The sequence below is a fragment of the Sulfitobacter sp. L-8 genome (assembly GCF_056859255.1).
Map to the genome: position 1 here is coordinate 146,015 of NZ_JBSXOD010000052.1, position 18,500 is coordinate 164,514.

The following is an 18,500-nucleotide window of genomic DNA, read 5'->3' on the forward strand; positions in this document are numbered from 1 at the left end:
ATATGAAAACTTTTGAGACCCTTCTTGTACTGCCGCTGATCCTGGCAAACTGCGTGCAAGCGCAACCGTCGCTTAAAGATGCGGGGGCGGGGCGCTGTGTGGTGCTGCTGCACGGGCTGGCGCGTACGGAAACTTCATTTGCGGTTATGGAAGCGGCGCTGAAAACCGAAGGGTATAAGGTGGTTCGTCCTGGATACCCGTCCACCAGCGCGCGGATAGAAGAGCTGGCCCGGCAAACCTTACCCGCCGCTGTCAAAAGCTGTGGTACCGAAAAGGTGGATTTCGTAACCCATTCGATGGGCGGTATCCTGTTGCGGCAATGGGTGGCCGATGTCGGTGATGCGCACGTGGGCCGCGCCGTTATGCTGGCCCCGCCTAATCATGGCAGTGAGGTTGTCGATGCCCTGGGTGCCCTGGCTGCGTTCAACTGGATGAACGGTCCAGCGGGGGCACAGATGGGAACCGGAAAAAATTCGCTACCGTTGCAGTTGCCGCCGGTTACGTTTGATCTGGGCGTGATCGCGGGGACACAATCGCTGAACCCGTATTTTTCGTCACTGCTGCCTGGTCGCGACGACGGCAAGGTATCGGTCAAATCGGCGCGGGTGCAAGGCATGCGAGATTTCATCACGCTGCCGGTGACGCACACTTTCATCATGATGAATCCGACGGCAATTGCCCAGACGATGGCATACCTGAACACGGGCAAATTCGACAGGTCTCTGGGGTTTGTCGATGCGGTTCTTGATACCTTCGGTTGCCCGGATGCCGAATGTTTGGGTGTAAGCGGGGACAGTGATGCTGAACGTTGAGTTTACCGGCGCAACGGTGCTGGGGCAGGGAGGTCTGGAAAGCCGGCCATTGGCTATCGCAGATGGATTTATAGTTGATGAAGTGCCGGGCAAGGCAATCGATCTGGCTGGGTACATGATCCTGCCAGGAATTATCGACGTACATGGTGATGGGTTTGAACGCCATCTGGCCCCCCGTCGCGGTGCGATGAAAACCTTGTCTGAGGGGCTGGTCGCGGCCGAAGCTGAATTGGCCGCCAATGGTATCACCACTGCCGTTCTGGCGCAGTTCGTCAGTTGGGAAGGCGGGTTGCGGGGGATAGAGTTTGCAGACCAGGTATTTCGCGCAATCCGCAAGGTCTCTCCTGAGCTCGTTACCGATCTGCGCGGTCAGCTACGTTTTGAAACGCATATGCTGGATCTTTATCCAACCATCCCACAGCGCATGGCCGATTGGGGGCTTTCCTATATCGTGTTCAATGACCATCTGCCCCACGGGCGCCTGGCCGAAGGCAAGCCGCCAAAACGCATGGTTGGTCAAGCGCTGAAAGCGGGTCGTAATCCTGAGGCGCATTTGAAACTGATGCAAGACCTGCATGCCAATGGTCCGGATGTATCGTCTGCTTTGGACACCCTGTGCGCGACTTTGGCGGCGCAGGGTATCCAGATGGGAAGCCATGATGACACCACGCCACAGGGGCGCGCCGCATGGCGAAAAAGAGGTGTGTTTGTTGCGGAGTTTCCTGAAACACTTCCGGCTGCCGAAGCTGCGGCAGAGGCAGGTGATCAGGTGGTGTTGGGGTCGCCCAATGTGGTGCGCGGAGGATCGCATAACGGCAATGTGTCGGCGATCGATCTGATCATGATGGGGATAGGCGGGGCGCTCGCGTCCGATTATCACTATCCGTCGCCGCGTCGCGCTGCGTTCATGCTTGCGGACAGCGGGGTGATATCGCTGTCTCAGGCTTGGCACCTGGTGTCGTCTGGCCCCGCGTCGGTGCTGGGGCTGACAGACCGAGGAAGTCTGGAGATCGGAAAGCGAGCGGATGTGTTGGTTTTGAATGCTGCTACCCGCCGGGTCGCGATGACCATGGCGGGCGGGCGCGTCAGCTATATGTCTGGCGAAATTGCAGCGCGGCTTGTGGCTTAGGATGGTTTGCGGATCGTGTTGAAATGACCCATCTTCCGTCCCGGTTTGACCTCTGACTTACCATAAAGATGTAATGCAGTATCGCGCTGCTTGGCCAGTTCAGGCACCCGGTCCATATCGTCGCCAATCAAGTTCTCCATCACGACGTCAGCATAGCGGCTGCCATCGCCCAAGGGCCAGCCGGCCACGGCACGAATATGTTGTTCAAACTGGTCGACGCTACAGCCGTTTTGGGTCCAGTGTCCCGAATTATGAACCCGCGGCGCGATCTCGTTCACGATAAACCCTTGTGGGGTCACGAAAAGTTCTACCCCCATGACACCGACGTAATTCAGTGAATTGAGAATATTTGCCGTAAGCAACACAGCGTCCATGCGCTGTGATGCTGATAGGTGGGCCGGAACGGTGGTCGTGTGCAGGATACCGTCGCGATGGACGTTTTCACCCGGATCGTAACAGGCGACGTCCCCCGCCGCACTGCGTGCCCCGATCACCGATACTTCTGCTGTAAATTCCACGAAACCCTCAAGTATCGCGGGGCTCCCGGCCATGTCGGCGAACGCGGATGCTGCATCGTCGGCGCTGCGCAAACGTGATTGCCCCTTGCCATCGTAACCAAAGCGCCGGGTCTTCAAGATTGATGGCGCACCTATGGTTTTCAGCGCGGCATCCAGGTCGTCGGCGCTGGCAATATCTGCGAACGGCGCGACTTTCAGGCCCAAACCTTGCAGAAAGTTCTTTTCGATCAGGCGATCCTGGCTTGTCCGTAAAGCCTCGCGGTTGGGGTGGATCGGCGTGATGCCTTCGATCACGTCCAGCGCGTCTGTTGGAATGTTTTCAAATTCAAATGTCACTACATCACAGGCTTTGGCGAAGGCGGCCAGTGCTTCAACGTTGTCATAGCTTGCAGTGGTGATGGAATGTGCAACGTCAGCCGCAGGCGGGTTTGCACCGGGTTCGAATATATGGGTGCGAAACCCCAAGCGCGCCGCGGCAACAGAAAGCATTCTGCCCAGTTGCCCACCACCCAAGATACCGATGGTCGCGCCAGTCTTCAAAGGGTCAGTCATCTGTTGGTTCCTCTTTGATGGATGCGCTCAGCTCTGCTCGCCAGTCATCCAACCGCTTGGCCAGACCTTGGTCTTGTAGCGCCAAAATGCCTGCCGCCATCAAGGCCGCGTTTGCTGCCCCCGCAGCGCCGATGGCCATGGTCGCAACCGGAAACCCGCGCGGCATCTGTAAAATCGAATAAAGTGAATCCACCCCCGACAGGGCTTTGGTCTGGACGGGTACACCGATGACAGGGACGCGGGTCTTCGATGCCATCATACCAGGCAGATGGGCGGCCCCGCCGGCCCCTGCGATAATCACCTGCAAGCCACGATCGACGGCGGTTTTTCCATAGGTCCATAAGCGGTCAGGGGTCCGGTGGGCAGAAACGATTTTTTTCTCGTAAATCACGCCCAACTCATCAAGCAGCACGGCAGCTTCGCGCATGGTTGCCCAGTCGGATTGCGAACCCATGATGATACCGACAGATGGATTTGTCATGAAAGGGGCCTTTGTAAGATCACATCAGAAGCGCGCACTATAGCCATCAGCCCGAGCGTGGCAATCCGCAGTAAATAGGTTATGCAGTGATATCTGGTGTTAAGCGGTCTTCAATCTGCGCAATCAGATCTTTCAACCGCAGCTTACGCTTTTTCAAGCGCTGCATCGTCAATTGTTCGCCGGTCCCTTTTTCGGCCAAAGCGTGGATTGCATCATCAAGATCACGGTGCTCGCGCCGGAAAACCTCAAGTTCGACACGCAGCACATCGTCGTTTTTCATCGACAGGTCTGATGGAGCATTCATTACACGACACGATTCTTATTTTAATTGGCACTCTAATATACGCATTTACCTTTGAAAGGCATAGCCCTTGCTTCTGGCCCGTCGTCTCCCCATATTTGGTCTATCGGTCGCCGATTGCGGGGCCAAAACGACTGACTGTCGCTTGATTTAAAGGACGTGTCTTATGACGAAGTTAACGCTGGCTTCTTACCCTCATATGCTGGGGTTTGAGCAACTTGAACGGGTGCTGGAACGTACGGCCAAGGCCGGAAACGAAGGGTATCCCCCGTTCAACATAGAACAGACATCAGACTACAGCTATCGAATAACGCTGGCCGTAGCAGGTTTTGCGGAACAAGATCTGTCTATAACCGTTGAGGATAGACAGCTTGTCATTCGCGGACGGCAGGCTGAAGGTGGCGAGGATCGGGTGTTCCTGCATCGCGGCATCGCAGCGCGACAATTCCAACGGTCTTTCGTTTTGGCCGATGGTGTCGATGTCGGCGAAGCATTGATGGAGAATGGTCTTCTTCACGTGGACCTGACCCGCGCGAAGCCTGAAAAAGTGGTGCAAACGATTAAGATCAGAAAAGGGGAATAAGATGCAAAACGAAAATACGCATGCTCAGGACCGCACAGTGTACGTCAAGACTATCGCTGTTTCTGATCTGCCCCTCGAGGTGCGCGAGCAAGTCGAAGGTCTGAAAAAGCTTTATGCGGTTCACAATGCGGACGGACAGCAGCTTGCACTTGTCGAGGATCGCAAGCTGGCCTTTAGCTTGGCCCGCGATCATGACTACGCACCCGTAATGGTGCACTGACTGTAAGGTTTTCCGGACCTCAGCACACAAGTTGGTCAGGCCGCACATTGTTGCGGCCTTTTCTATTTTTGCTCGTTCATGTAAACTGGGGATAAATGTGAATGGACACCCTTATGACCGAAGCCGCTATCGCCGTCCTGCCCTATGGGGGGAAACTGGGGCGGCGTCTGTCTGGTCGGGATCTGGATGACTTGATCTGGCCCCTTGGACGCCCGGCGCGATTGTCATCCGGTCGCGTGGCGGATCTGACGCCGGATGATCATCTGATCATATATCCGAAGACCAACATGCATTTTTTGCCAGACCTCGGGACCCGCGCCAAGATCACTGCGATGGTGGTTGAACCATCCGTTATCCACGCGCGGCATCTGCGCTGGTTGCGCCTCACCTACCGGCGGTTTTTCCGGGTGATGACCTATCACCAAACCTTGCTGGACCACATTCCCAACGGGCTTTTCCTGCCGTACGGGACAACCTGGGTGCCCGATTACGACGAGGTCACACTGGAAAAAACCCGTCATATGTCGTTGATTGCTTCGGGAAAACGCGACCACGAGGGGCATCAGCTTCGTCATCGACTGGTTCAGCACGTCCAGCAGGCGCAACTTGATGTAGACATACTGGGGCGCGGTTATGCGCCATTCGACCGAAAAAGCGAAGGCCTGGCCCCGTACCGCTTTTCCGTGGTGATCGAGAACGTTCGAGAGCCGAATTATTTCAGCGAAAAGCTGGTCGATGCCATTCTGTGCGAAACGGTCCCGATTTACTGGGGCTGTCCCAATATCGCGGATTTTATCAACACCAAGGGTATGGTCATTTGTGACACCCAAGACGATGTTCAGCGCGCCATCGCAGCGGCGTCGCTTGCGCAGTACGATGCGTTGGTGCCGGCGCTGCTTGACGCCAAACCGCAGGCGGCGTCTTTCATTGATCTTGAACTGCGGGCGGCGGAAACATTAAAGGCCAGCCTGTAACGGCTGACCTTGGTATTTGATCTGAGGGGGAAGGGGCGTCAGCCCTTGATCAGCCCCATGCTTTCCAGCTTCAGCAGCACCTGATGTGCGCAGTTGTCGACATCGACATTCTCGGTTTCGACACGCAGCTCGGGGTTTTGGGGAACATCATAGGGGTCAGAAATCCCGGTGAATTCCTTGATCTTGCCTTCGCGGGCCAACTTGTACAGCCCCTTGCGGTCCCGACGCTCGCATTCCTCAATCGACGTGCCCACGTGGATCTCGACGAAGGCGCCAAAGGCTTCGACATCTTCGCGCACCGCGCGGCGGGTGGTGGCGTAAGGCGCAATCGGCGCGCAGATGGCGATGCCGCCGTTCTTGGTGATCTCGGAGGCGACATAGCCGATGCGGCGGATATTCAGATCGCGGTGCTCTTTGCTAAAGCCCAATTCCGACGACAGGTTCTTGCGGACGATATCACCATCCAGCAGCGTGACGGGACGGCCGCCCATCTCCATCAGTTTGACCATCAAAGCATTGGCGATGGTCGATTTTCCCGAGCCGGAGAAGCCGGTGAAGAAAACCGTAAAGCCCTGCTTGTTGCGCGGCGGCTTGGTGCGGCGCAGCTCTTCAACCACCTCGGGGAAGGAGAACCATTCGGGGATTTCCAGCCCTTCCTGCAGACGGCGACGCAACTCGGTGCCCGAGATGTTGAGGATGGTGATGTCATCCTTGTCTTCGATCTCGTCAATTGCCTCGTATTGTGCGCGCTCGGCGACCCAGACCATATGTTTGAAGTCGACCATTTCGATGCCCATTTCTTCTTGGTGCTCGCGGAACAGGTCCTGGGCATCATAGGGGCCATAGAAATCTTCGCCCTGGCTGTTGCTGCCGGGGCCGGCGTGATCGCGGCCCACGATGAAATGGGTGCAGCCGTGGTTCTTGCGGATCAGACCGTGCCAAACGGCCTCGCGCGGGCCGGCCATGCGCATGGCAAGGTTCAGCAGGCTCATCGCGGTGGTGGCGGCGGGGTATTTGTTCAGCACGGCCTCGTAGCAGCGCACGCGGGTAAAGTGGTCCACATCGCCGGGCTTGGTCAGTCCGACAACGGGGTGGATCAACAGGTTCGCCTGCGCCTCACGTGCGGCGCGGAAGGTCAGTTCCTGGTGTGCGCGGTGCAGGGGGTTGCGGGTCTGGAAGGCCACAACCTTGCGCCAGCCCATCTTGCGGAAATAGGCGCGCAGCTCGTTCGGCGTGTCGCGACGCGCCTTGAAGTCATAGTGTACCGGTTGTTGGATGCCGGTAACCGGCCCCCCCAGATAAACGTTGCCCGCAGTGTTATGAAGATAGTTCACCGCTGGGTGGGCGCTGTCATCGGCCCCAAAGACTTTTTCAGCTTCGTTCGACTTGTTTGGCGTCCAGCGGTCGGTGACGGTCATGATCGCAAGGATAACGCCTTCCTGGTCGCGCAGCGCGATATCCTGGCCGATCTCAAGACCTTCGGCGAACTTTTCCGAGACATCCAGATTGATCGGCATCGGCCACAGCGTGCCGTCCGCCAAACGCATGTTTTCGACGACGCCGTTGTAATCCTCTTCGGTCAGGAAACCCTTAAGCGGGTTGAACCCGCCGTTCATCAACAGCTCCAGATCGCAGATCTGGCGCGGCGTCAGATCATGACTGACCAACTGGCCTGCTTCCACCTTCAGCTTTTGCGCCGAATCGTAAGAGACATAAAGTTCGGGGATCGGGGCAAGGTTAGGCGTCTGCATGAATATCTCGCAATCTAATAAGTTCAAATCGGAATAGGCCGGCACATAGACCGGCCTACCTGCGCTAGGCAACCTCTGCGGCGCGTTTGGGGCAATTTACGGACAAAGGCGTGAATTTTTCTGAGCCGAAGTAATCTTCTCCCAAGAAATACCGCTTACTACGAACATTATGCGTCTGAATTTACCTTGGCACCATAGCCTAGCGGTAAAGAGGTGTCCTTGCCTTCATCATCACCGACCTCACCAAGGAATCGCTCGGCCTCCAAGGCTGCCATGCATCCCATGCCCGCACTGGTGACAGCCTGCCGGTATTTGTGATCAGTCAAATCACCGGCCGCAAAAACACCCGGGATCGAGGTTTCGGTGCTGTCGGGCTTGGTCACGACATAGCCGCCCATGTGGGTTTCCAGCACGTCCTTGACCAGCTCACTTGCCGGGGCATGCCCGATGGCGACGAACACACCCTTACAGGGGATGTCGGTGATCTCTCCGGTTTGCACGTGCTTGACCTTGACGCCTTCCACTCCAAGAGGCGCGTCAGTACCATAGACTTCTTCAAGCTGGTGAAACCACAGCGGTTCGATCTTGGGGTTCTTCATCAGCCGATCGATCAGTATTTTTTCGGCCCGCAGCTCATCGCGACGATGTATCAACGTCACCTTGGAAGCGAATTTGGTCAAAAACAGCGCTTCCTCCACCGCGGTATTGCCGCCGCCGATGACGACGATTTCCTGGTTTCGATAGAAAAATCCGTCGCAGGTCGCGCAGGCAGAGACGCCGAAGCCTTTGAACTTCTCCTCCGACTCCAGTCCCAGCCATTTCGCGCGCGCACCGGTCGCCAACACGACTGCATCTGCCACATATGTGGTGCCGCTATCGCCCTTGGCGTGAAACGGGCGGCTGGATAAATCCAGATCGGTTATGATGTCGCCAATGATCTCGGTACCCATGGCTTTGGCGTGATCTTGCATGCGGGCCATCAGGTCAGGCCCTTGTACTTCGCTGTCGCCGGGCCAGTTTTCCACTTCGGTCGTGGTGGTAAGCTGGCCGCCCGGTTCAATACCCTGTACCAATATGGGATCCAGCATCGCGCGGCTGGCATACACGCCGGCAGTATATCCTGCGGGGCCGGAGCCGATGATCAGTAGCTTTGTTTTACGCGTATCGGCCAATGTCAGCCCCCTTGGAATGTCTGTTGTCAGGTTCCCACCGATATAGCGATCCGTCGGGTTGCCTTAAAGCCCAAGTTTGCATATCGCCCTTGCAAACCCCGCGATATGCGCATCATCGCATAATTTGATAAATCGCATCAGATAATTGCGCGGTAACGAAAGAATATTGCGTCTGAAGTTGTGGGTGCTATAACAATCGAAAATACCATGGGGGATATATGGCAGGGACGCGGCTTGATCCGATTGATCGGAAAATCTTAGCCGAATTGCAGGCAGATGGACGTATGACGAACGTCGAACTTGCAAAACGCGTTGGAATCTCTGCTCCGCCATGTTTGCGTCGGGTACGCACACTTGAAGAGAGCGGGTTCATTCGGGGTTATCATGCTGATGTGAACGCCCGAGAGCTGGGGTTTGAGGTGCAGGTATTCGCGATGGTCGGCCTGGCCAGCCAAGCTGAATCCGACCTAACCGCATTCGAGGAAAAGTGCCGCAGCTGGCCCTTGGTCCGGGAATGCCACATGTTGAATGGCGAAGTGGATTTCGTGCTGAAATGCGTTGCGCCGGATCTGTCGAGCTTCCAAAGCTTTCTGACGGGCCAATTGCTGACGACACCGAATGTCGCAAGCGTGAAAACCAGTTTGGTGATCCGCCCCGCCAAGGACGAGCCGGGCGTGCCGTTTGATGTGTTGGAAAGCCGGCTAAGCGCGTCTGCGTGAAGCGCAAAAGCTAGGCGGCGGGCGTTCTTGCTTGAACCGCACGACGATAGTTGAGCGGACCGAAATCTTCCAGCTTTGTGATATGCGGAAACAGGGACAATAACTTGTCACGCGTATGCAGCGGAATGTTACGCAGGACATTCTGGCCGGGGTGATAGGTTTCCACCTCTAGCCCGTTAACGCAAACCACCGAATGACGTTTTAAGCAGATGTGGAACAACTGTACCGGCGTTGGTGGCGAAATCTCGATGATGTTGGTCCCGTCCACCAGGTCATATAGCGAGGTTAGGACCGGCTTGGCCGATTGATCGCCGCGCATGGACATTGGTGTATGCAGTACCCGCGCAGCGGGGCCAAATGTTGAAAACCCTGCCGGTCTGCCTTCGCCAAAGCTGTCGGACATCACCCTAACAAGCGGCGTACGTCGGCCGGTGTCGGCGGGGATGAAACTGCTTGACCCGATCCACAGAACCGGCGACGGCTGACCGTCGACGTCCAGGATGTCGTCACCTGGTTGCAAATCCTCGACGGCGACTTCACCATTGGTCGTCTGCACAAGCGTGCCCCGAGCGAATGCGGAAAAAGCGTTCTCGAACAAAGCTACGGCGGGCCCACGCGACTGGCCTATGAATATTGTCCCGTCGGGGCGTTTGGCGACGAATTCATAGCTGCGCTGCGGGACAGAAAGCTGCCCGAGATCTTTTTGCGATGTTTGAGCGAAATAGGACGACGCAGGGCTGATTGGCGTTGAACGGTCAACGCGATCGGGCTCAGCTGATGGGGAGACATTGAACATCGTATATTCACTTTCGTTTTCGCGTTTATCGCTTCCTACTTCCCACCTAGATTTTGGACGAATACTGGCAATATGGTGTTGGGTCGTGGGCAGGCCGAAAGCCGTGACTTACGGTCGATTACGGCCCTTGTATAAGGTGAACCATGCCTCGTTCGCTGGACTGGAATGGCCAGGGTACATCCGACTGCATCAGGCAGAGCAGGCTCGTTCAGGCCGTCTTACGTGCGGGCAGCGAAGCGGTGCGTTTGGCGATAAATGCCGCGCGGGTTGTCCCACGTTTCCATGGCAGTGCTGTATCGTCCTGAGCTGCGGCCTTGATGATGGACTTAATGAAACGGGTGTTGGTTCTCATGGTCTTGCTCCTGCTGTCTATGGGCGATTTGCCCTTCCTTGAAAGCAGTATGCAGACGCTTTCGGGCTAGGTTTGGGCAAACCAACAGCTTGGTCCAAAAACTTTCTCGGTGGTTTGGCGTCATTATGGCACCGCCGGTCTGTCAAAAATTAACCAAGTTTTAAGGGGTTTGCACAAGGGTAGCGGAAAAAGCGGCAGGAATTTAAGGAACGATTTAAGGCAAGATCATGGCGGTGCATCGGCGCCATTATGCCAGATTCCCCCCGGCTACAGAGTTATGGCAGCAATTAACCGACCGTAATCCGCTTCCTTTGCATGGGTGCTGCGCCGATAGGAATAGAATCGGTCCGGGTTGCTGTAGGTACAGTGCCGCGTCCATTCAGCATGACCTACGCCGGTTGCACGCAGGCGGTGCAGCCCAAAGCCGGCCAGATCAAACTGCATCTTATCGCCTGCACCATTCGCAAAGAAACGCGCATATTCCGGGTCCTGGTCCACAAAGCTATCCAGAAACTCGGGGCCGACCTCATAGGCGCGTTGGCTGATACACGGACCAATCACTGCCATGATGTTTTCGCGGTCGGCCCCCAGTTCTTCCATCGCGTCGACCGTCGCGTCCAAGACGCCGTCCAACGCGCCGCGCCAACCGGCATGTGCGGCCCCGATTACACCGGCATCGGGGTCAGAGAACAAGACGGGTTGGCAATCGGCGGTCAGCACAGACAGTGCAAGTCCAGGGGTGGCGGTGACCAACGCATCGGCGCGCGGCTTTTCGGCCAGCGGCTTGTCCACCTTGACTACAGTCGCTGAATGGATCTGGTGCACGCCGATCAAGTGATCGCTTGCCACGCCCATGGCCTCCGCCACACGCGCGCGATTGATCGCGACGATTTCGCGCTGGTCCGAACTTCCCGAGCCGCAATTAAGCCCGGCAAACACCCCCGAAGACGCACCGCCGTGCCGGGTGAAAAAGCCATGACGGATCGGGCCCAGACTGTCAGAGGTGAGGATTTCTAGCGTCATGGTTCCAATCCCGGCAGCGGGGGCTGGGTTGGTGGATACAGCCCCATTACTTTAAACAGGTTTCCCATTTCTGATGGGTGCGTCAAGCGTCGATGTGCCGCGATGTGCGTTTCCAACGCTGTGCCGCTCATTGCTTTGGCGAGGGCCTGTGCCCGCTGGGTGATCCCCAGTCGTTCAAGGAAAACCCCCTGCGGCGTGACACGCGAATGCTTTGCCGGCGCAGCGGCCAGCGCAAGTTTCTCGAAATCGACATGGGCCGTCAGATCGCAGTGCCCGGGCGCGATCAGGGGGTTCGTGGGTTTATGGCCCTGCAACGCCTGCAATGTGTCGCCAAGGCTGCGCCAGTCGCCATAGTCGATGATCAGTGCAGCGCCGCCAAATGTGGCGATACGGTGCGAAATAGGGCGCATGTACCCTGTCAGGGGCGGGCAATCTTCGATCAGATCGCCGTCTGCGGTATCATCCAGCCGATCATCAAGAGCGGAGTGCGGCAATCTCGGACCGAGACCAAAGCTCAGCGCCCCGTTGCTGTGGGAAATAAGCCGTTCGCGCCAGCCTTCTTTATCGCGCACAAACTGGCGAATAGGGAGCGCGTCGAAAAATTCGTTCGCCACAAGATACAATGGCTGATCGTCCAGGTCTTCAGGCGTTTCCACCCATCGCGGGCTATGTCCGTTCAGGGTGGCACTCTGAATGTCGCGCAAGGTCGGAGATGCTTCGATCAAGACGATCTCAGCAGCTTCGACAAAGCCCGGCACCTTTTGGACCGCGCGCAACAGGTCCGCCATCAGTGTGCCGCGCCCGGGGCCAAGTTCGGCAAGGGTAAACCGTGCGGGTGCACCCTGAGACAACCAGATTTGAGCGAGACACAGGCCGATCAGCTCCCCGAACATCTGGCTGACCTCGGGGGCGGTGACAAAGTCTCCGTGAGTACCGAAGGGATCACGGGTCGTGTAATATCCCAAGGTCGGATGCAGCATGCAGGTCGTCATATAGTCGTCTAGCCGCATCGGGCCATTTGCCCGGATGCGGCTTATGATGGTGTCCAGCAGTGTTGTCATCCGTTACGTTTGGCCCGAGCGATGAAATAGATTCCGATGGCGATCATCGGCAAGCTCAACAATTGCCCCATCGTCAGGCCCCAGCCGCCGACGTGCCACGCCAATCCCAAAGGGTTGCCAGGGCTGACAAATTGCGCATCAGGCTGGCGTACGAATTCGACAACGAACCGCGCGAGGCCGTACCCGGTCAGAAATGTCCCGCCGATCAGGCCTTCGTATTTCAGCGCGCCACGACGCCAGGCCATGTAAATCAGCAACGCACCCAGGATCAGTCCTTCGAGCAATGCCTCGTAAAGCTGCGACGGATGGCGGGCGCATATGCCTGCCACATCCGGGCAGTTCTGCGCCGCAACGGTTGGAAACGCGACACCCCAAGGAAGGTCTGTGGGCCGGCCCCACAGTTCGGCATTGATAAAATTGGCGAGCCGCCCCAGGAACAGACCGGGTGCCAGGCCCAGGCAAACCATGTCACCCGTCGATATGGTGTTGATCCGTTTGCGCAGGGTAAAGATCAGCCCAGCCAAGATCACGCCGATGGCACCGCCGTGAAACGACATTCCGCCCTCCCAGACGCGCAGGATTTCCCCTGGATTCTGGAGGTAATATGCGGGTTGATAAAACAGCACATAGCCCAGACGACCGCCGAGAATGACACCCAGGATGACCCAGAACAACAGATCTTCGACCTGCTGGCGCGTCATTACCGGCGTGTCATTGCGCCATAGATCGGGGCGGCCGATCGCGCGCACCACGATGCGCCAACCAATAAGAATACCCACGATATAGGCAAGCGCGTACCAACGCAGCGCAAGGGTCATGCCAAACAGGTCAATCGAGAAAATCTCGGGCGATAAATCGGGGAATGTGAGAATTGCAATCATATGCCGATTGAGCCCGCAAACGTCGGAAAGTCAACCTTGCGAGACAGCTGATTGAACACCATATAGTGAATAAGCTTTGTACAGGAGAATAATACCATGCAGACCCGCAACAAGATATTCGACGACATTTCCCAGATGATGACAAACGCGATGGGAGTAGCGCAGGGTGCCAAAACGGAAGCCGAAACCGCGATGAAGGGTATGTTGGACCGTTGGCTGTCCGACCGCGATTTTGTGACGCGAGAAGAATTCGACGCTGTTCGTGCGATGGCCCAGAAAGCCCGTGAAGAAAATGAAGCAATGAAGGCACGTCTTGCCAAACTGGAGTCAAAGACGTCGACGGAAACAAAATCCTGAGCGCCGAAAGCCGACGGTCTTAGGGTATCGACATACTCAGGTAGGAGGCACCCACGCCGTGGCATGGGTGCCTTCACTTATGCTGGATGAACGAAAATGGCTCCAGCTTTGCACAAGCTTTGCACAACGTTTTACCACATTCGGTCGGGCCTGTGCTCTTATCCACAAGATATTGCGGTTATCCCCTATCTTTTGTGTTTACTCACACAAAAACGCTTGCCTCAACGCTTTCTTGAGCGCACCATATCTAGTGTGGGTCGTCAAGATCGTCGGCGACCTATAGTGGATACACCCATGTATTGATGCGTTGCAGCGCAGAGGTACTCGACAGAACGAGGTGACGAAATGGCCCTGACAGAGCGATATCTTGAAGAAGACATTCACCCCATCGACATTGTGGAAAATCTAGCAGCCTTCAACGATTGGGATTTCGACCGAATTTCCGACGAACAGATCGCGATGGCCGTCGAAGGCCAGTGGCGTACCTACTCGATTACCTTGGCGTGGTCCCCATATGACGAAATGCTCAAACTGGTATGTTCATTCGAGATGGACCCGCCGGAGGAAAAGCTGCCGGCGCTTTATCAGTTGCTGAATGATGTGAACGACCAATGCTGGGCAGGGGCCTTCACCTACTGGCCCGAACAAAAGATGATGGTGTACCGCTATGGGCTGGTCCTGGCCGGGGGGCAAGATGCCTCGGCACAGCAAATCAATGCGATGATCAATGCGGCGGTGCTTGAAGCAGAACGATATTACCCGGCAGTTCAACTGGTTCTATGGGGTGATCAGACCCCGAAGCAGGCGATCCAAGTAGCCATTGCAGAGGCTTACGGTCACGCGTAAGTGTTGCCCCCAAAGTGAAAACTTAGGGGGATATCATGCAAGATACGCGCATCGCCAAAGATGGATTGGTTCTGCTGGGCTGTGGGAAAATGGGTTCTGCCATGCTGGCCGGGTGGTTGGCACGAGGTTTGCCAAAGTCTTCGGTCTGGGTGATTGACCCTCACCCTTCGGATTGGCTGAAGGATCAGGGTGTCAACCTGAACCAGGAACTCCCCAAGACCCCTGCTGTTGTGCTGGTCGCTGTCAAACCTCAGATGATGGGCGACGCTCTGCCCACCTTGCAGGCAATGGGCAATGGCAAGACGGTGTTCGTCAGCGTCGCCGCAGGCACCACGATTGCGACGTTTGAAAAGACCCTCGGCGGGCAGACACCGATCGTACGGGCCATGCCCAATACGCCTGCTGCGATCGGCCAAGGCATTACCGCGATAGTGGGGAACGACCACGTGGGCGAAACCGCCATGGACGAGGCCGAAAAGCTGTTGTCTGCCGTAGGCGATGTCGTGCGCTTGGATGAAGAGGCCCAGATCGATGCCGTCACCGGTGTCAGCGGATCTGGACCGGCTTATGTGTTCCACATGATCGAAACGATGGCGGCCGGGGGCGTCGCACAGGGCCTGAGCCCCGAATTGGCGCTGCAACTGGCCACGGCGACAGTTGCCGGAGCCGGGGCCTTGGCGAAATCCGCTGTCGAGGGTCCAGACCAGCTTCGCATCAATGTGACCAGCCCGAACGGCACGACCCAGGCGGCGCTTGAGGTGTTGATGAACGAGCAAGACGGGTTTCCGGTGCTGTTGAAGCGGGCAGTCGCTGCTGCCGCAGACCGTTCACGCGAGCTGTCCAATGACTGAGATCAGCTTTGACGATTTCCTGAAGGTCGACATCCGCGTGGGCACCGTGACCCGCGCCGAACCATTTCCCGAAGCACGCAAGCCTGCGATCAAGATGTGGATAGACTTCGGCCCCGATATCGGAGAGCGTAAGACGTCGGCGCAGATCACGGTGCATTATACACCAGAAGCACTGGTCGGTACTCAGGTCATGGGCGTGGTAAACTTTCCCCCCCGCCAAATAGGGCCGTTCATGTCCGAGGTTTTGGTGCTTGGGGTGCCAGATGAAAACGGAGCCATTGTGCTGACGCGACCGACGCAGCCTGCTCCAAACGGAGGACGGATGCATTGACCAAGCTATTCATCGCGCGACCGGCACCAACCGAAGTTCAGGAGGCGTTGGAAGGTTATGATGTCACCTACCGCGAGGCTTCCACACCGCTCACGGAGCCAGAGATGCTCGCCGCGCTACAGGATTACGACGGCGTGTTGCCGACATTGGGTGACCGCTTTTCAGCCGCCGTTTTTTCCGGTGTAGACGCGCCACGCTGCAAGATACTGGCGAATTTCGGGGTTGGGTATAACCACATCGACGTTGATGCAGCACGACAGGCCGGGGTTCAGGTGTCCAACACCCCCGGTGCCGTCACCGACGCCACTGCGGATATTGCAATGACCCTGATGCTAATGACTGCGCGCCGCGCGGGTGAGGGTGAACGGCTGGTCCGGTCGGGGAACTGGACCGGATGGGAGCCGTCGCAACTGCTGGGCATGCATCTGACCGGCAAGACTGTCGGCATCGTTGGAATGGGCCGTATCGGGCAAGCAGTAGCACGCCGTTGCCATTTCGGTTTTGAAATGGACGTGAAGTATTTCAGCCGCAGCGCCAAGTCGCTTCCCTTCAAGGCAGAGCATGTCAGTGATCTGAAGGCCTTGGCGGGGGCGGTTGATGTGTTGGTGGTTGCGGTACCCGGCGGCGATGACACCCACCACCTGATCAACGCCGCGATACTTGCGGCGATGCAACCCCACGGTCTGCTGGTCAATATCGCGCGCGGAAATATCGTTGAAGAAGCCGCACTGATCGAGGCGTTGCAGAACAAAGCGATCGGCGGTGCCGGTCTGGACGTCTATGAATTTGAACCGGAGGTACCAGAGTCCCTGCGGGCGTTGGACAATGCGGTTCTGTTGCCCCATCTGGGTACGTCCTCCAGAGAGGTGCGCGTGGACATGTGGATGATGGCTGTTGAAAACCTGAAAGCCGGGGTAGAGGGCAAAGAGCCGCCAAACCTGGTTTAGCGACCCACGGCTTCGCGCCAATGACGGCGGCAAAGTGACACGTATGTTTCGTTGCCGCCGATCTGCACCTGAGCACCTTGCTTGATGGTCCTGCCACCGGCGTCGCGTCGCACAACCATGGTTGCTTTCTTGCCGCAGTGGCAGATGGTGCGAACCTCGCGCATTTCGTCGGCCAGCGCCAACAGGGTGGCAGACCCAGGAAACAGCTGCCCTTGGAAGTCTACGCGCAGCCCGTAACACATGATCGGAACGCCCAGGTCATCGACGGCGCGCGCCAATTGCCAGACCTGATGGGCGCTCAGAAACTGGGCTTCGTCGATGAAGATGCAGGCGCACGGACCGGCATCAAGTCGTGCGGCTATTTTCTTGAACAGGTCTTCACCCTGGCTGAAAGTGTCCGCCGCCTGACCAATACCGATACGCGATGCAATGCGCCCGTCGCCAGCACGGTTATCAAATTGCGCCGTCATCAAATAAGGTGACATGCCGCGTTCTACATAGTTGTGGGCGGCTTGCAGCAATACCGTGGATTTGCCGGCGTTCATGGTCGAGTAGTGAAAATACAGTTTTGCCATGGCTTCCTTTACAAGCAGGCGGCCACGGCGTTCAAGACGGTGTCGGACCAAGGTCGCAATAATCCGCGAGTGATGTCAGCCGTGACGTGTCACCAGAACGGATCCGACAGAATATCCGGCACCAAACGAACAGATCAGGCCTGTATCACCATCGGCAAGATCGGCGGAGTACTTGGAGAATGCGATCATCGACCCGGCTGACGATGTATTGGCATAGTCTTGCAGAATGTTGGGCTGCTCACCGTCTTTGGGGATACGGCCCAAGACTTTACGACCGATAAAATCGTTCATCGACTTGTTTGCCTGATGCAGCCAGAGCCGCTTGAGGTCAGTGGCATCGATGTTTTCTTCGGCCATATGGCCAGCAATGTGATCAGCGACCAGGGGCAGCACTTCCTTGAAGACCTTGCGACCGTTTTGCATGAACTGCATATCGCGCCGATCAGCCACGCCGTCAGGGCGGGAACGTCGCAAGAACCCGTTGTTATTGCGGATATTGTTCGAAAACTGGGTGGCGCATCGGGTCGATTTGATCTCGAAATAGGGGCCGCTTGCGGCTTCTGCCCGTTCGATCAACACCGCAGTCGCGACGTCTCCGAAAATGAAATGGCAGTCACGGTCGCGCCATTCAAGATGAGCGGAGCAGATCTCGGGGTTGACCACGAGAGCTGACCGGATCGAACCTGAACGCACCATGTCGGCAGCAGCCTGAATCCCGAAGGTCGCCGACGAACACGCAACGTTCATATCAAATGCAAAACCGTCTATTCCCAGTAGATCCTGAATTTCGATGGCCACGGCGGGATAAGCGCGTTCCAGGTTCGACGCAGCACAGATCACCGCATCTACATCGGCGGCTGTCTTGCCTGCATCCGCAAGGGCCTTGCGGGCCGCGTCCAGCGCCATTTCAGCCATGAGACTGGGTTCGTCGTCGCTACGCTGGCGCAGCAGCGGGTGCATCACCTCGGGGTCCAGTATGCCGGTCTTGTCCACCACATAACGCTGTTCAATGCCGGACGCCTTGACGATGAACTCTTCCGACGAATGTTCCTTGGCAGGCAGCTCGCCCGCTTCAATCTGTTTTGCGTGCTGTGTGTTGTACAGGTCGGCATACGCGTTGAAGGATTTAACCAGCTCTGCGTTGGTTATAACCTGCGTCGGGGTAAAAATGCCGCTGCCGGTAATGGCGGGTGTGTACATGGATAAACCTTTTTCAGCGTTGCACGATAAGGCCAAAGATCAGGTGCAAGGTCAAGACAATGCTGCGC

Annotated in this window: 23 protein-coding genes; 11 read left to right on the forward strand and 12 right to left on the reverse strand. The window is 56.9% G+C overall.

The window, feature by feature from the left end:
* Positions 1–2 precede the first annotated feature (2 nt).
* Together AC13DE_RS12590 and AC13DE_RS12595 are read left to right on the forward strand one after the other, a co-directional pair.
* The gene (locus AC13DE_RS12590; protein ID WP_446296903.1) at positions 3–812 is read left to right on the forward strand and encodes an esterase/lipase family protein; all 810 of its coding nucleotides are present in this window, start codon (positions 3–5) and stop codon (positions 810–812) included.
* Positions 799–1,941, forward strand: coding sequence for an alpha-D-ribose 1-methylphosphonate 5-triphosphate diphosphatase (locus AC13DE_RS12595; protein ID WP_483048009.1), 1,143 nt, complete (start codon positions 799–801; stop codon positions 1,939–1,941). Before AC13DE_RS12590 ends, AC13DE_RS12595 begins: the two co-directional genes overlap by 14 nt.
* Here AC13DE_RS12595 and AC13DE_RS12600 read toward each other — a convergent pair.
* The 3 genes from AC13DE_RS12600 to AC13DE_RS12610 all read right to left on the reverse strand — a co-directional run bounded on the left by AC13DE_RS12600 (position 1,938) and on the right by AC13DE_RS12610 (position 3,796).
* The gene (locus AC13DE_RS12600) at positions 1,938–3,011 is read right to left on the reverse strand and encodes a 5-(carboxyamino)imidazole ribonucleotide synthase (RefSeq protein WP_483048010.1); all 1,074 of its coding nucleotides are present in this window, start codon (positions 3,009–3,011) and stop codon (positions 1,938–1,940) included. The genes AC13DE_RS12595 and AC13DE_RS12600 overlap by 4 nt on opposite strands.
* Positions 3,004–3,492 carry a 5-(carboxyamino)imidazole ribonucleotide mutase gene (gene purE / locus AC13DE_RS12605; protein WP_483048011.1) on the reverse strand — a complete coding sequence of 163 codons (489 nt, stop codon included), beginning with the start codon at positions 3,490–3,492 and terminating at the stop codon, positions 3,004–3,006. The genes AC13DE_RS12600 and purE overlap by 8 nt, the downstream gene beginning before the upstream one ends.
* A 79-nt stretch (positions 3,493–3,571) precedes the next feature.
* Positions 3,572–3,796: a YdcH family protein gene (locus tag AC13DE_RS12610; protein ID WP_446296899.1), complete on the reverse strand. Its 225-nt coding sequence runs from the start codon at positions 3,794–3,796 to the stop codon at positions 3,572–3,574.
* 163 nt (positions 3,797–3,959) lie between these two features.
* Here AC13DE_RS12610 and AC13DE_RS12615 point away from each other — a divergent pair, with 163 nt between their 5' ends.
* The 3 genes from AC13DE_RS12615 to AC13DE_RS12625 all read left to right on the forward strand — a co-directional run bounded on the left by AC13DE_RS12615 (position 3,960) and on the right by AC13DE_RS12625 (position 5,570).
* On the forward strand, positions 3,960–4,376 hold the full coding sequence (locus AC13DE_RS12615; protein ID WP_446296898.1) for an Hsp20 family protein: 417 nt from the start codon (positions 3,960–3,962) through the stop codon (positions 4,374–4,376).
* 1 nt (position 4,377) lies between these two features.
* Positions 4,378–4,596, forward strand: coding sequence for a DUF1150 family protein (locus AC13DE_RS12620; RefSeq protein WP_446296897.1), 219 nt, complete (start codon positions 4,378–4,380; stop codon positions 4,594–4,596).
* A gap of 101 nt (positions 4,597–4,697) precedes the next feature.
* Positions 4,698–5,570 (forward strand): glycosyltransferase family 10 domain-containing protein, encoded by an 873-nt coding sequence (locus AC13DE_RS12625; RefSeq protein WP_483048012.1) that lies wholly within the window; start codon positions 4,698–4,700, stop codon positions 5,568–5,570.
* 38 nt (positions 5,571–5,608) lie between these two features.
* Here the strand turns inward: AC13DE_RS12625 and AC13DE_RS12630 are convergent, their stop codons facing one another.
* The gene (locus AC13DE_RS12630) at positions 5,609–7,321 is read right to left on the reverse strand and encodes a bifunctional sulfate adenylyltransferase/adenylylsulfate kinase (protein ID WP_446315735.1); all 1,713 of its coding nucleotides are present in this window, start codon (positions 7,319–7,321) and stop codon (positions 5,609–5,611) included.
* Between the two features lie 167 nt (positions 7,322–7,488).
* Positions 7,489–8,493 (reverse strand): thioredoxin-disulfide reductase, encoded by a 1,005-nt coding sequence (gene trxB / locus AC13DE_RS12635; protein ID WP_446296372.1) that lies wholly within the window; start codon positions 8,491–8,493, stop codon positions 7,489–7,491.
* Positions 8,494–8,711: 218 nt separating this feature from the next.
* Between trxB and AC13DE_RS12640 the strand changes: the two genes are divergently transcribed.
* Positions 8,712–9,212 carry an Lrp/AsnC family transcriptional regulator gene (locus AC13DE_RS12640; RefSeq protein ID WP_446296373.1) on the forward strand — a complete coding sequence of 167 codons (501 nt, stop codon included), beginning with the start codon at positions 8,712–8,714 and terminating at the stop codon, positions 9,210–9,212.
* 10 nt (positions 9,213–9,222) lie between these two features.
* Here AC13DE_RS12640 and AC13DE_RS12645 read toward each other — a convergent pair whose 3' ends face one another.
* From AC13DE_RS12645 to lgt, 5 genes are all read right to left on the reverse strand, one after another.
* On the reverse strand, positions 9,223–10,008 hold the full coding sequence (locus tag AC13DE_RS12645) for a Hint domain-containing protein (RefSeq protein WP_483048013.1): 786 nt from the start codon (positions 10,006–10,008) through the stop codon (positions 9,223–9,225).
* A 208-nt stretch (positions 10,009–10,216) separates the two neighbouring features.
* The gene (locus tag AC13DE_RS12650) at positions 10,217–10,360 is read right to left on the reverse strand and encodes a hypothetical protein (protein WP_446296375.1); all 144 of its coding nucleotides are present in this window, start codon (positions 10,358–10,360) and stop codon (positions 10,217–10,219) included.
* A 267-nt stretch (positions 10,361–10,627) separates the two neighbouring features.
* Positions 10,628–11,383, reverse strand: a complete 756-nt coding sequence (gene pgeF, locus AC13DE_RS12655; protein WP_483048014.1) for a peptidoglycan editing factor PgeF — start codon at positions 11,381–11,383, stop codon at positions 10,628–10,630.
* Positions 11,380–12,444: a class I SAM-dependent methyltransferase gene (locus AC13DE_RS12660; RefSeq protein ID WP_483048015.1), complete on the reverse strand. Its 1,065-nt coding sequence runs from the start codon at positions 12,442–12,444 to the stop codon at positions 11,380–11,382. The genes pgeF and AC13DE_RS12660 overlap by 4 nt, the downstream gene beginning before the upstream one ends.
* Positions 12,441–13,325 carry a prolipoprotein diacylglyceryl transferase gene (gene lgt, locus AC13DE_RS12665; protein WP_483048016.1) on the reverse strand — a complete coding sequence of 295 codons (885 nt, stop codon included), beginning with the start codon at positions 13,323–13,325 and terminating at the stop codon, positions 12,441–12,443. The genes AC13DE_RS12660 and lgt overlap by 4 nt, the downstream gene beginning before the upstream one ends.
* Before the next feature lie 96 nt (positions 13,326–13,421).
* Here lgt and AC13DE_RS12670 point away from each other — a divergent pair, with 96 nt between their 5' ends.
* The 5 genes from AC13DE_RS12670 (at position 13,422) to AC13DE_RS12690 (ending at position 16,657) form a co-directional block, all read left to right on the forward strand.
* On the forward strand, positions 13,422–13,682 hold the full coding sequence (locus AC13DE_RS12670; protein WP_446296379.1) for an accessory factor UbiK family protein: 261 nt from the start codon (positions 13,422–13,424) through the stop codon (positions 13,680–13,682).
* Between the two features lie 345 nt (positions 13,683–14,027).
* Positions 14,028–14,528 (forward strand): type III secretion system chaperone family protein, encoded by a 501-nt coding sequence (locus tag AC13DE_RS12675; protein WP_446296380.1) that lies wholly within the window; start codon positions 14,028–14,030, stop codon positions 14,526–14,528.
* Positions 14,529–14,563: 35 nt separating this feature from the next.
* Positions 14,564–15,379 (forward strand): pyrroline-5-carboxylate reductase, encoded by an 816-nt coding sequence (gene proC, locus AC13DE_RS12680; RefSeq protein ID WP_483048017.1) that lies wholly within the window; start codon positions 14,564–14,566, stop codon positions 15,377–15,379.
* Positions 15,372–15,710, forward strand: a complete 339-nt coding sequence (locus tag AC13DE_RS12685) for a tRNA-binding protein (protein ID WP_446296382.1) — start codon at positions 15,372–15,374, stop codon at positions 15,708–15,710. The genes proC and AC13DE_RS12685 overlap by 8 nt, the downstream gene beginning before the upstream one ends.
* Positions 15,707–16,657, forward strand: coding sequence for a 2-hydroxyacid dehydrogenase (locus AC13DE_RS12690; protein WP_446313601.1), 951 nt, complete (start codon positions 15,707–15,709; stop codon positions 16,655–16,657). The genes AC13DE_RS12685 and AC13DE_RS12690 overlap by 4 nt, the downstream gene beginning before the upstream one ends.
* Here AC13DE_RS12690 and AC13DE_RS12695 read toward each other — a convergent pair.
* Together AC13DE_RS12695 and AC13DE_RS12700 are read right to left on the reverse strand one after the other, a co-directional pair.
* A complete protein-coding gene (locus AC13DE_RS12695) occupies positions 16,654–17,232 on the reverse strand; it encodes a thymidine kinase (protein WP_483048018.1) in 579 nt (192 codons plus the stop codon). The two genes, AC13DE_RS12690 and AC13DE_RS12695, sit on opposite strands and share 4 nt — an antisense overlap.
* A 75-nt stretch (positions 17,233–17,307) precedes the next feature.
* A complete protein-coding gene (locus AC13DE_RS12700) occupies positions 17,308–18,432 on the reverse strand; it encodes a beta-ketoacyl-ACP synthase III (protein ID WP_446296385.1) in 1,125 nt (374 codons plus the stop codon).
* Positions 18,433–18,500 lie beyond the last annotated feature (68 nt).

What these genes read in the sequence shown, in the direction of transcription:
- AC13DE_RS12590 (WP_446296903.1), top strand. Translation starts at nt 3, where the DNA reads ATGAAAACTTTTGAGACCCTTCTTGTACTGCCGCTGATCCTGGCAAAC.
- AC13DE_RS12595 (WP_483048009.1), top strand. Translation starts at nt 799, where the DNA reads ATGCTGAACGTTGAGTTTACCGGCGCAACGGTGCTGGGGCAGGGAGGT.
- AC13DE_RS12600 (WP_483048010.1), bottom strand. Translation starts at nt 3,011, where the DNA reads ATGACTGACCCTTTGAAGACTGGCGCGACCATCGGTATCTTGGGTGGT.
- purE (WP_483048011.1), bottom strand. Translation starts at nt 3,492, where the DNA reads ATGACAAATCCATCTGTCGGTATCATCATGGGTTCGCAATCCGACTGG.
- AC13DE_RS12610 (WP_446296899.1), bottom strand. Translation starts at nt 3,796, where the DNA reads ATGAATGCTCCATCAGACCTGTCGATGAAAAACGACGATGTGCTGCGT.
- AC13DE_RS12615 (WP_446296898.1), top strand. Translation starts at nt 3,960, where the DNA reads ATGACGAAGTTAACGCTGGCTTCTTACCCTCATATGCTGGGGTTTGAG.
- AC13DE_RS12620 (WP_446296897.1), top strand. Translation starts at nt 4,378, where the DNA reads ATGCAAAACGAAAATACGCATGCTCAGGACCGCACAGTGTACGTCAAG.
- AC13DE_RS12625 (WP_483048012.1), top strand. Translation starts at nt 4,698, where the DNA reads ATGGACACCCTTATGACCGAAGCCGCTATCGCCGTCCTGCCCTATGGG.
- AC13DE_RS12630 (WP_446315735.1), bottom strand. Translation starts at nt 7,321, where the DNA reads ATGCAGACGCCTAACCTTGCCCCGATCCCCGAACTTTATGTCTCTTAC.
- AC13DE_RS12640 (WP_446296373.1), top strand. Translation starts at nt 8,712, where the DNA reads ATGGCAGGGACGCGGCTTGATCCGATTGATCGGAAAATCTTAGCCGAA.
- AC13DE_RS12645 (WP_483048013.1), bottom strand. Translation starts at nt 10,008, where the DNA reads ATGTTCAATGTCTCCCCATCAGCTGAGCCCGATCGCGTTGACCGTTCA.
- AC13DE_RS12650 (WP_446296375.1), bottom strand. Translation starts at nt 10,360, where the DNA reads ATGAGAACCAACACCCGTTTCATTAAGTCCATCATCAAGGCCGCAGCT.
- pgeF (WP_483048014.1), bottom strand. Translation starts at nt 11,383, where the DNA reads ATGACGCTAGAAATCCTCACCTCTGACAGTCTGGGCCCGATCCGTCAT.
- AC13DE_RS12660 (WP_483048015.1), bottom strand. Translation starts at nt 12,444, where the DNA reads ATGACAACACTGCTGGACACCATCATAAGCCGCATCCGGGCAAATGGC.
- lgt (WP_483048016.1), bottom strand. Translation starts at nt 13,325, where the DNA reads ATGATTGCAATTCTCACATTCCCCGATTTATCGCCCGAGATTTTCTCG.
- AC13DE_RS12670 (WP_446296379.1), top strand. Translation starts at nt 13,422, where the DNA reads ATGCAGACCCGCAACAAGATATTCGACGACATTTCCCAGATGATGACA.
- AC13DE_RS12675 (WP_446296380.1), top strand. Translation starts at nt 14,028, where the DNA reads ATGGCCCTGACAGAGCGATATCTTGAAGAAGACATTCACCCCATCGAC.
- proC (WP_483048017.1), top strand. Translation starts at nt 14,564, where the DNA reads ATGCAAGATACGCGCATCGCCAAAGATGGATTGGTTCTGCTGGGCTGT.
- AC13DE_RS12685 (WP_446296382.1), top strand. Translation starts at nt 15,372, where the DNA reads ATGACTGAGATCAGCTTTGACGATTTCCTGAAGGTCGACATCCGCGTG.
- AC13DE_RS12695 (WP_483048018.1), bottom strand. Translation starts at nt 17,232, where the DNA reads ATGGCAAAACTGTATTTTCACTACTCGACCATGAACGCCGGCAAATCC.
- AC13DE_RS12700 (WP_446296385.1), bottom strand. Translation starts at nt 18,432, where the DNA reads ATGTACACACCCGCCATTACCGGCAGCGGCATTTTTACCCCGACGCAG.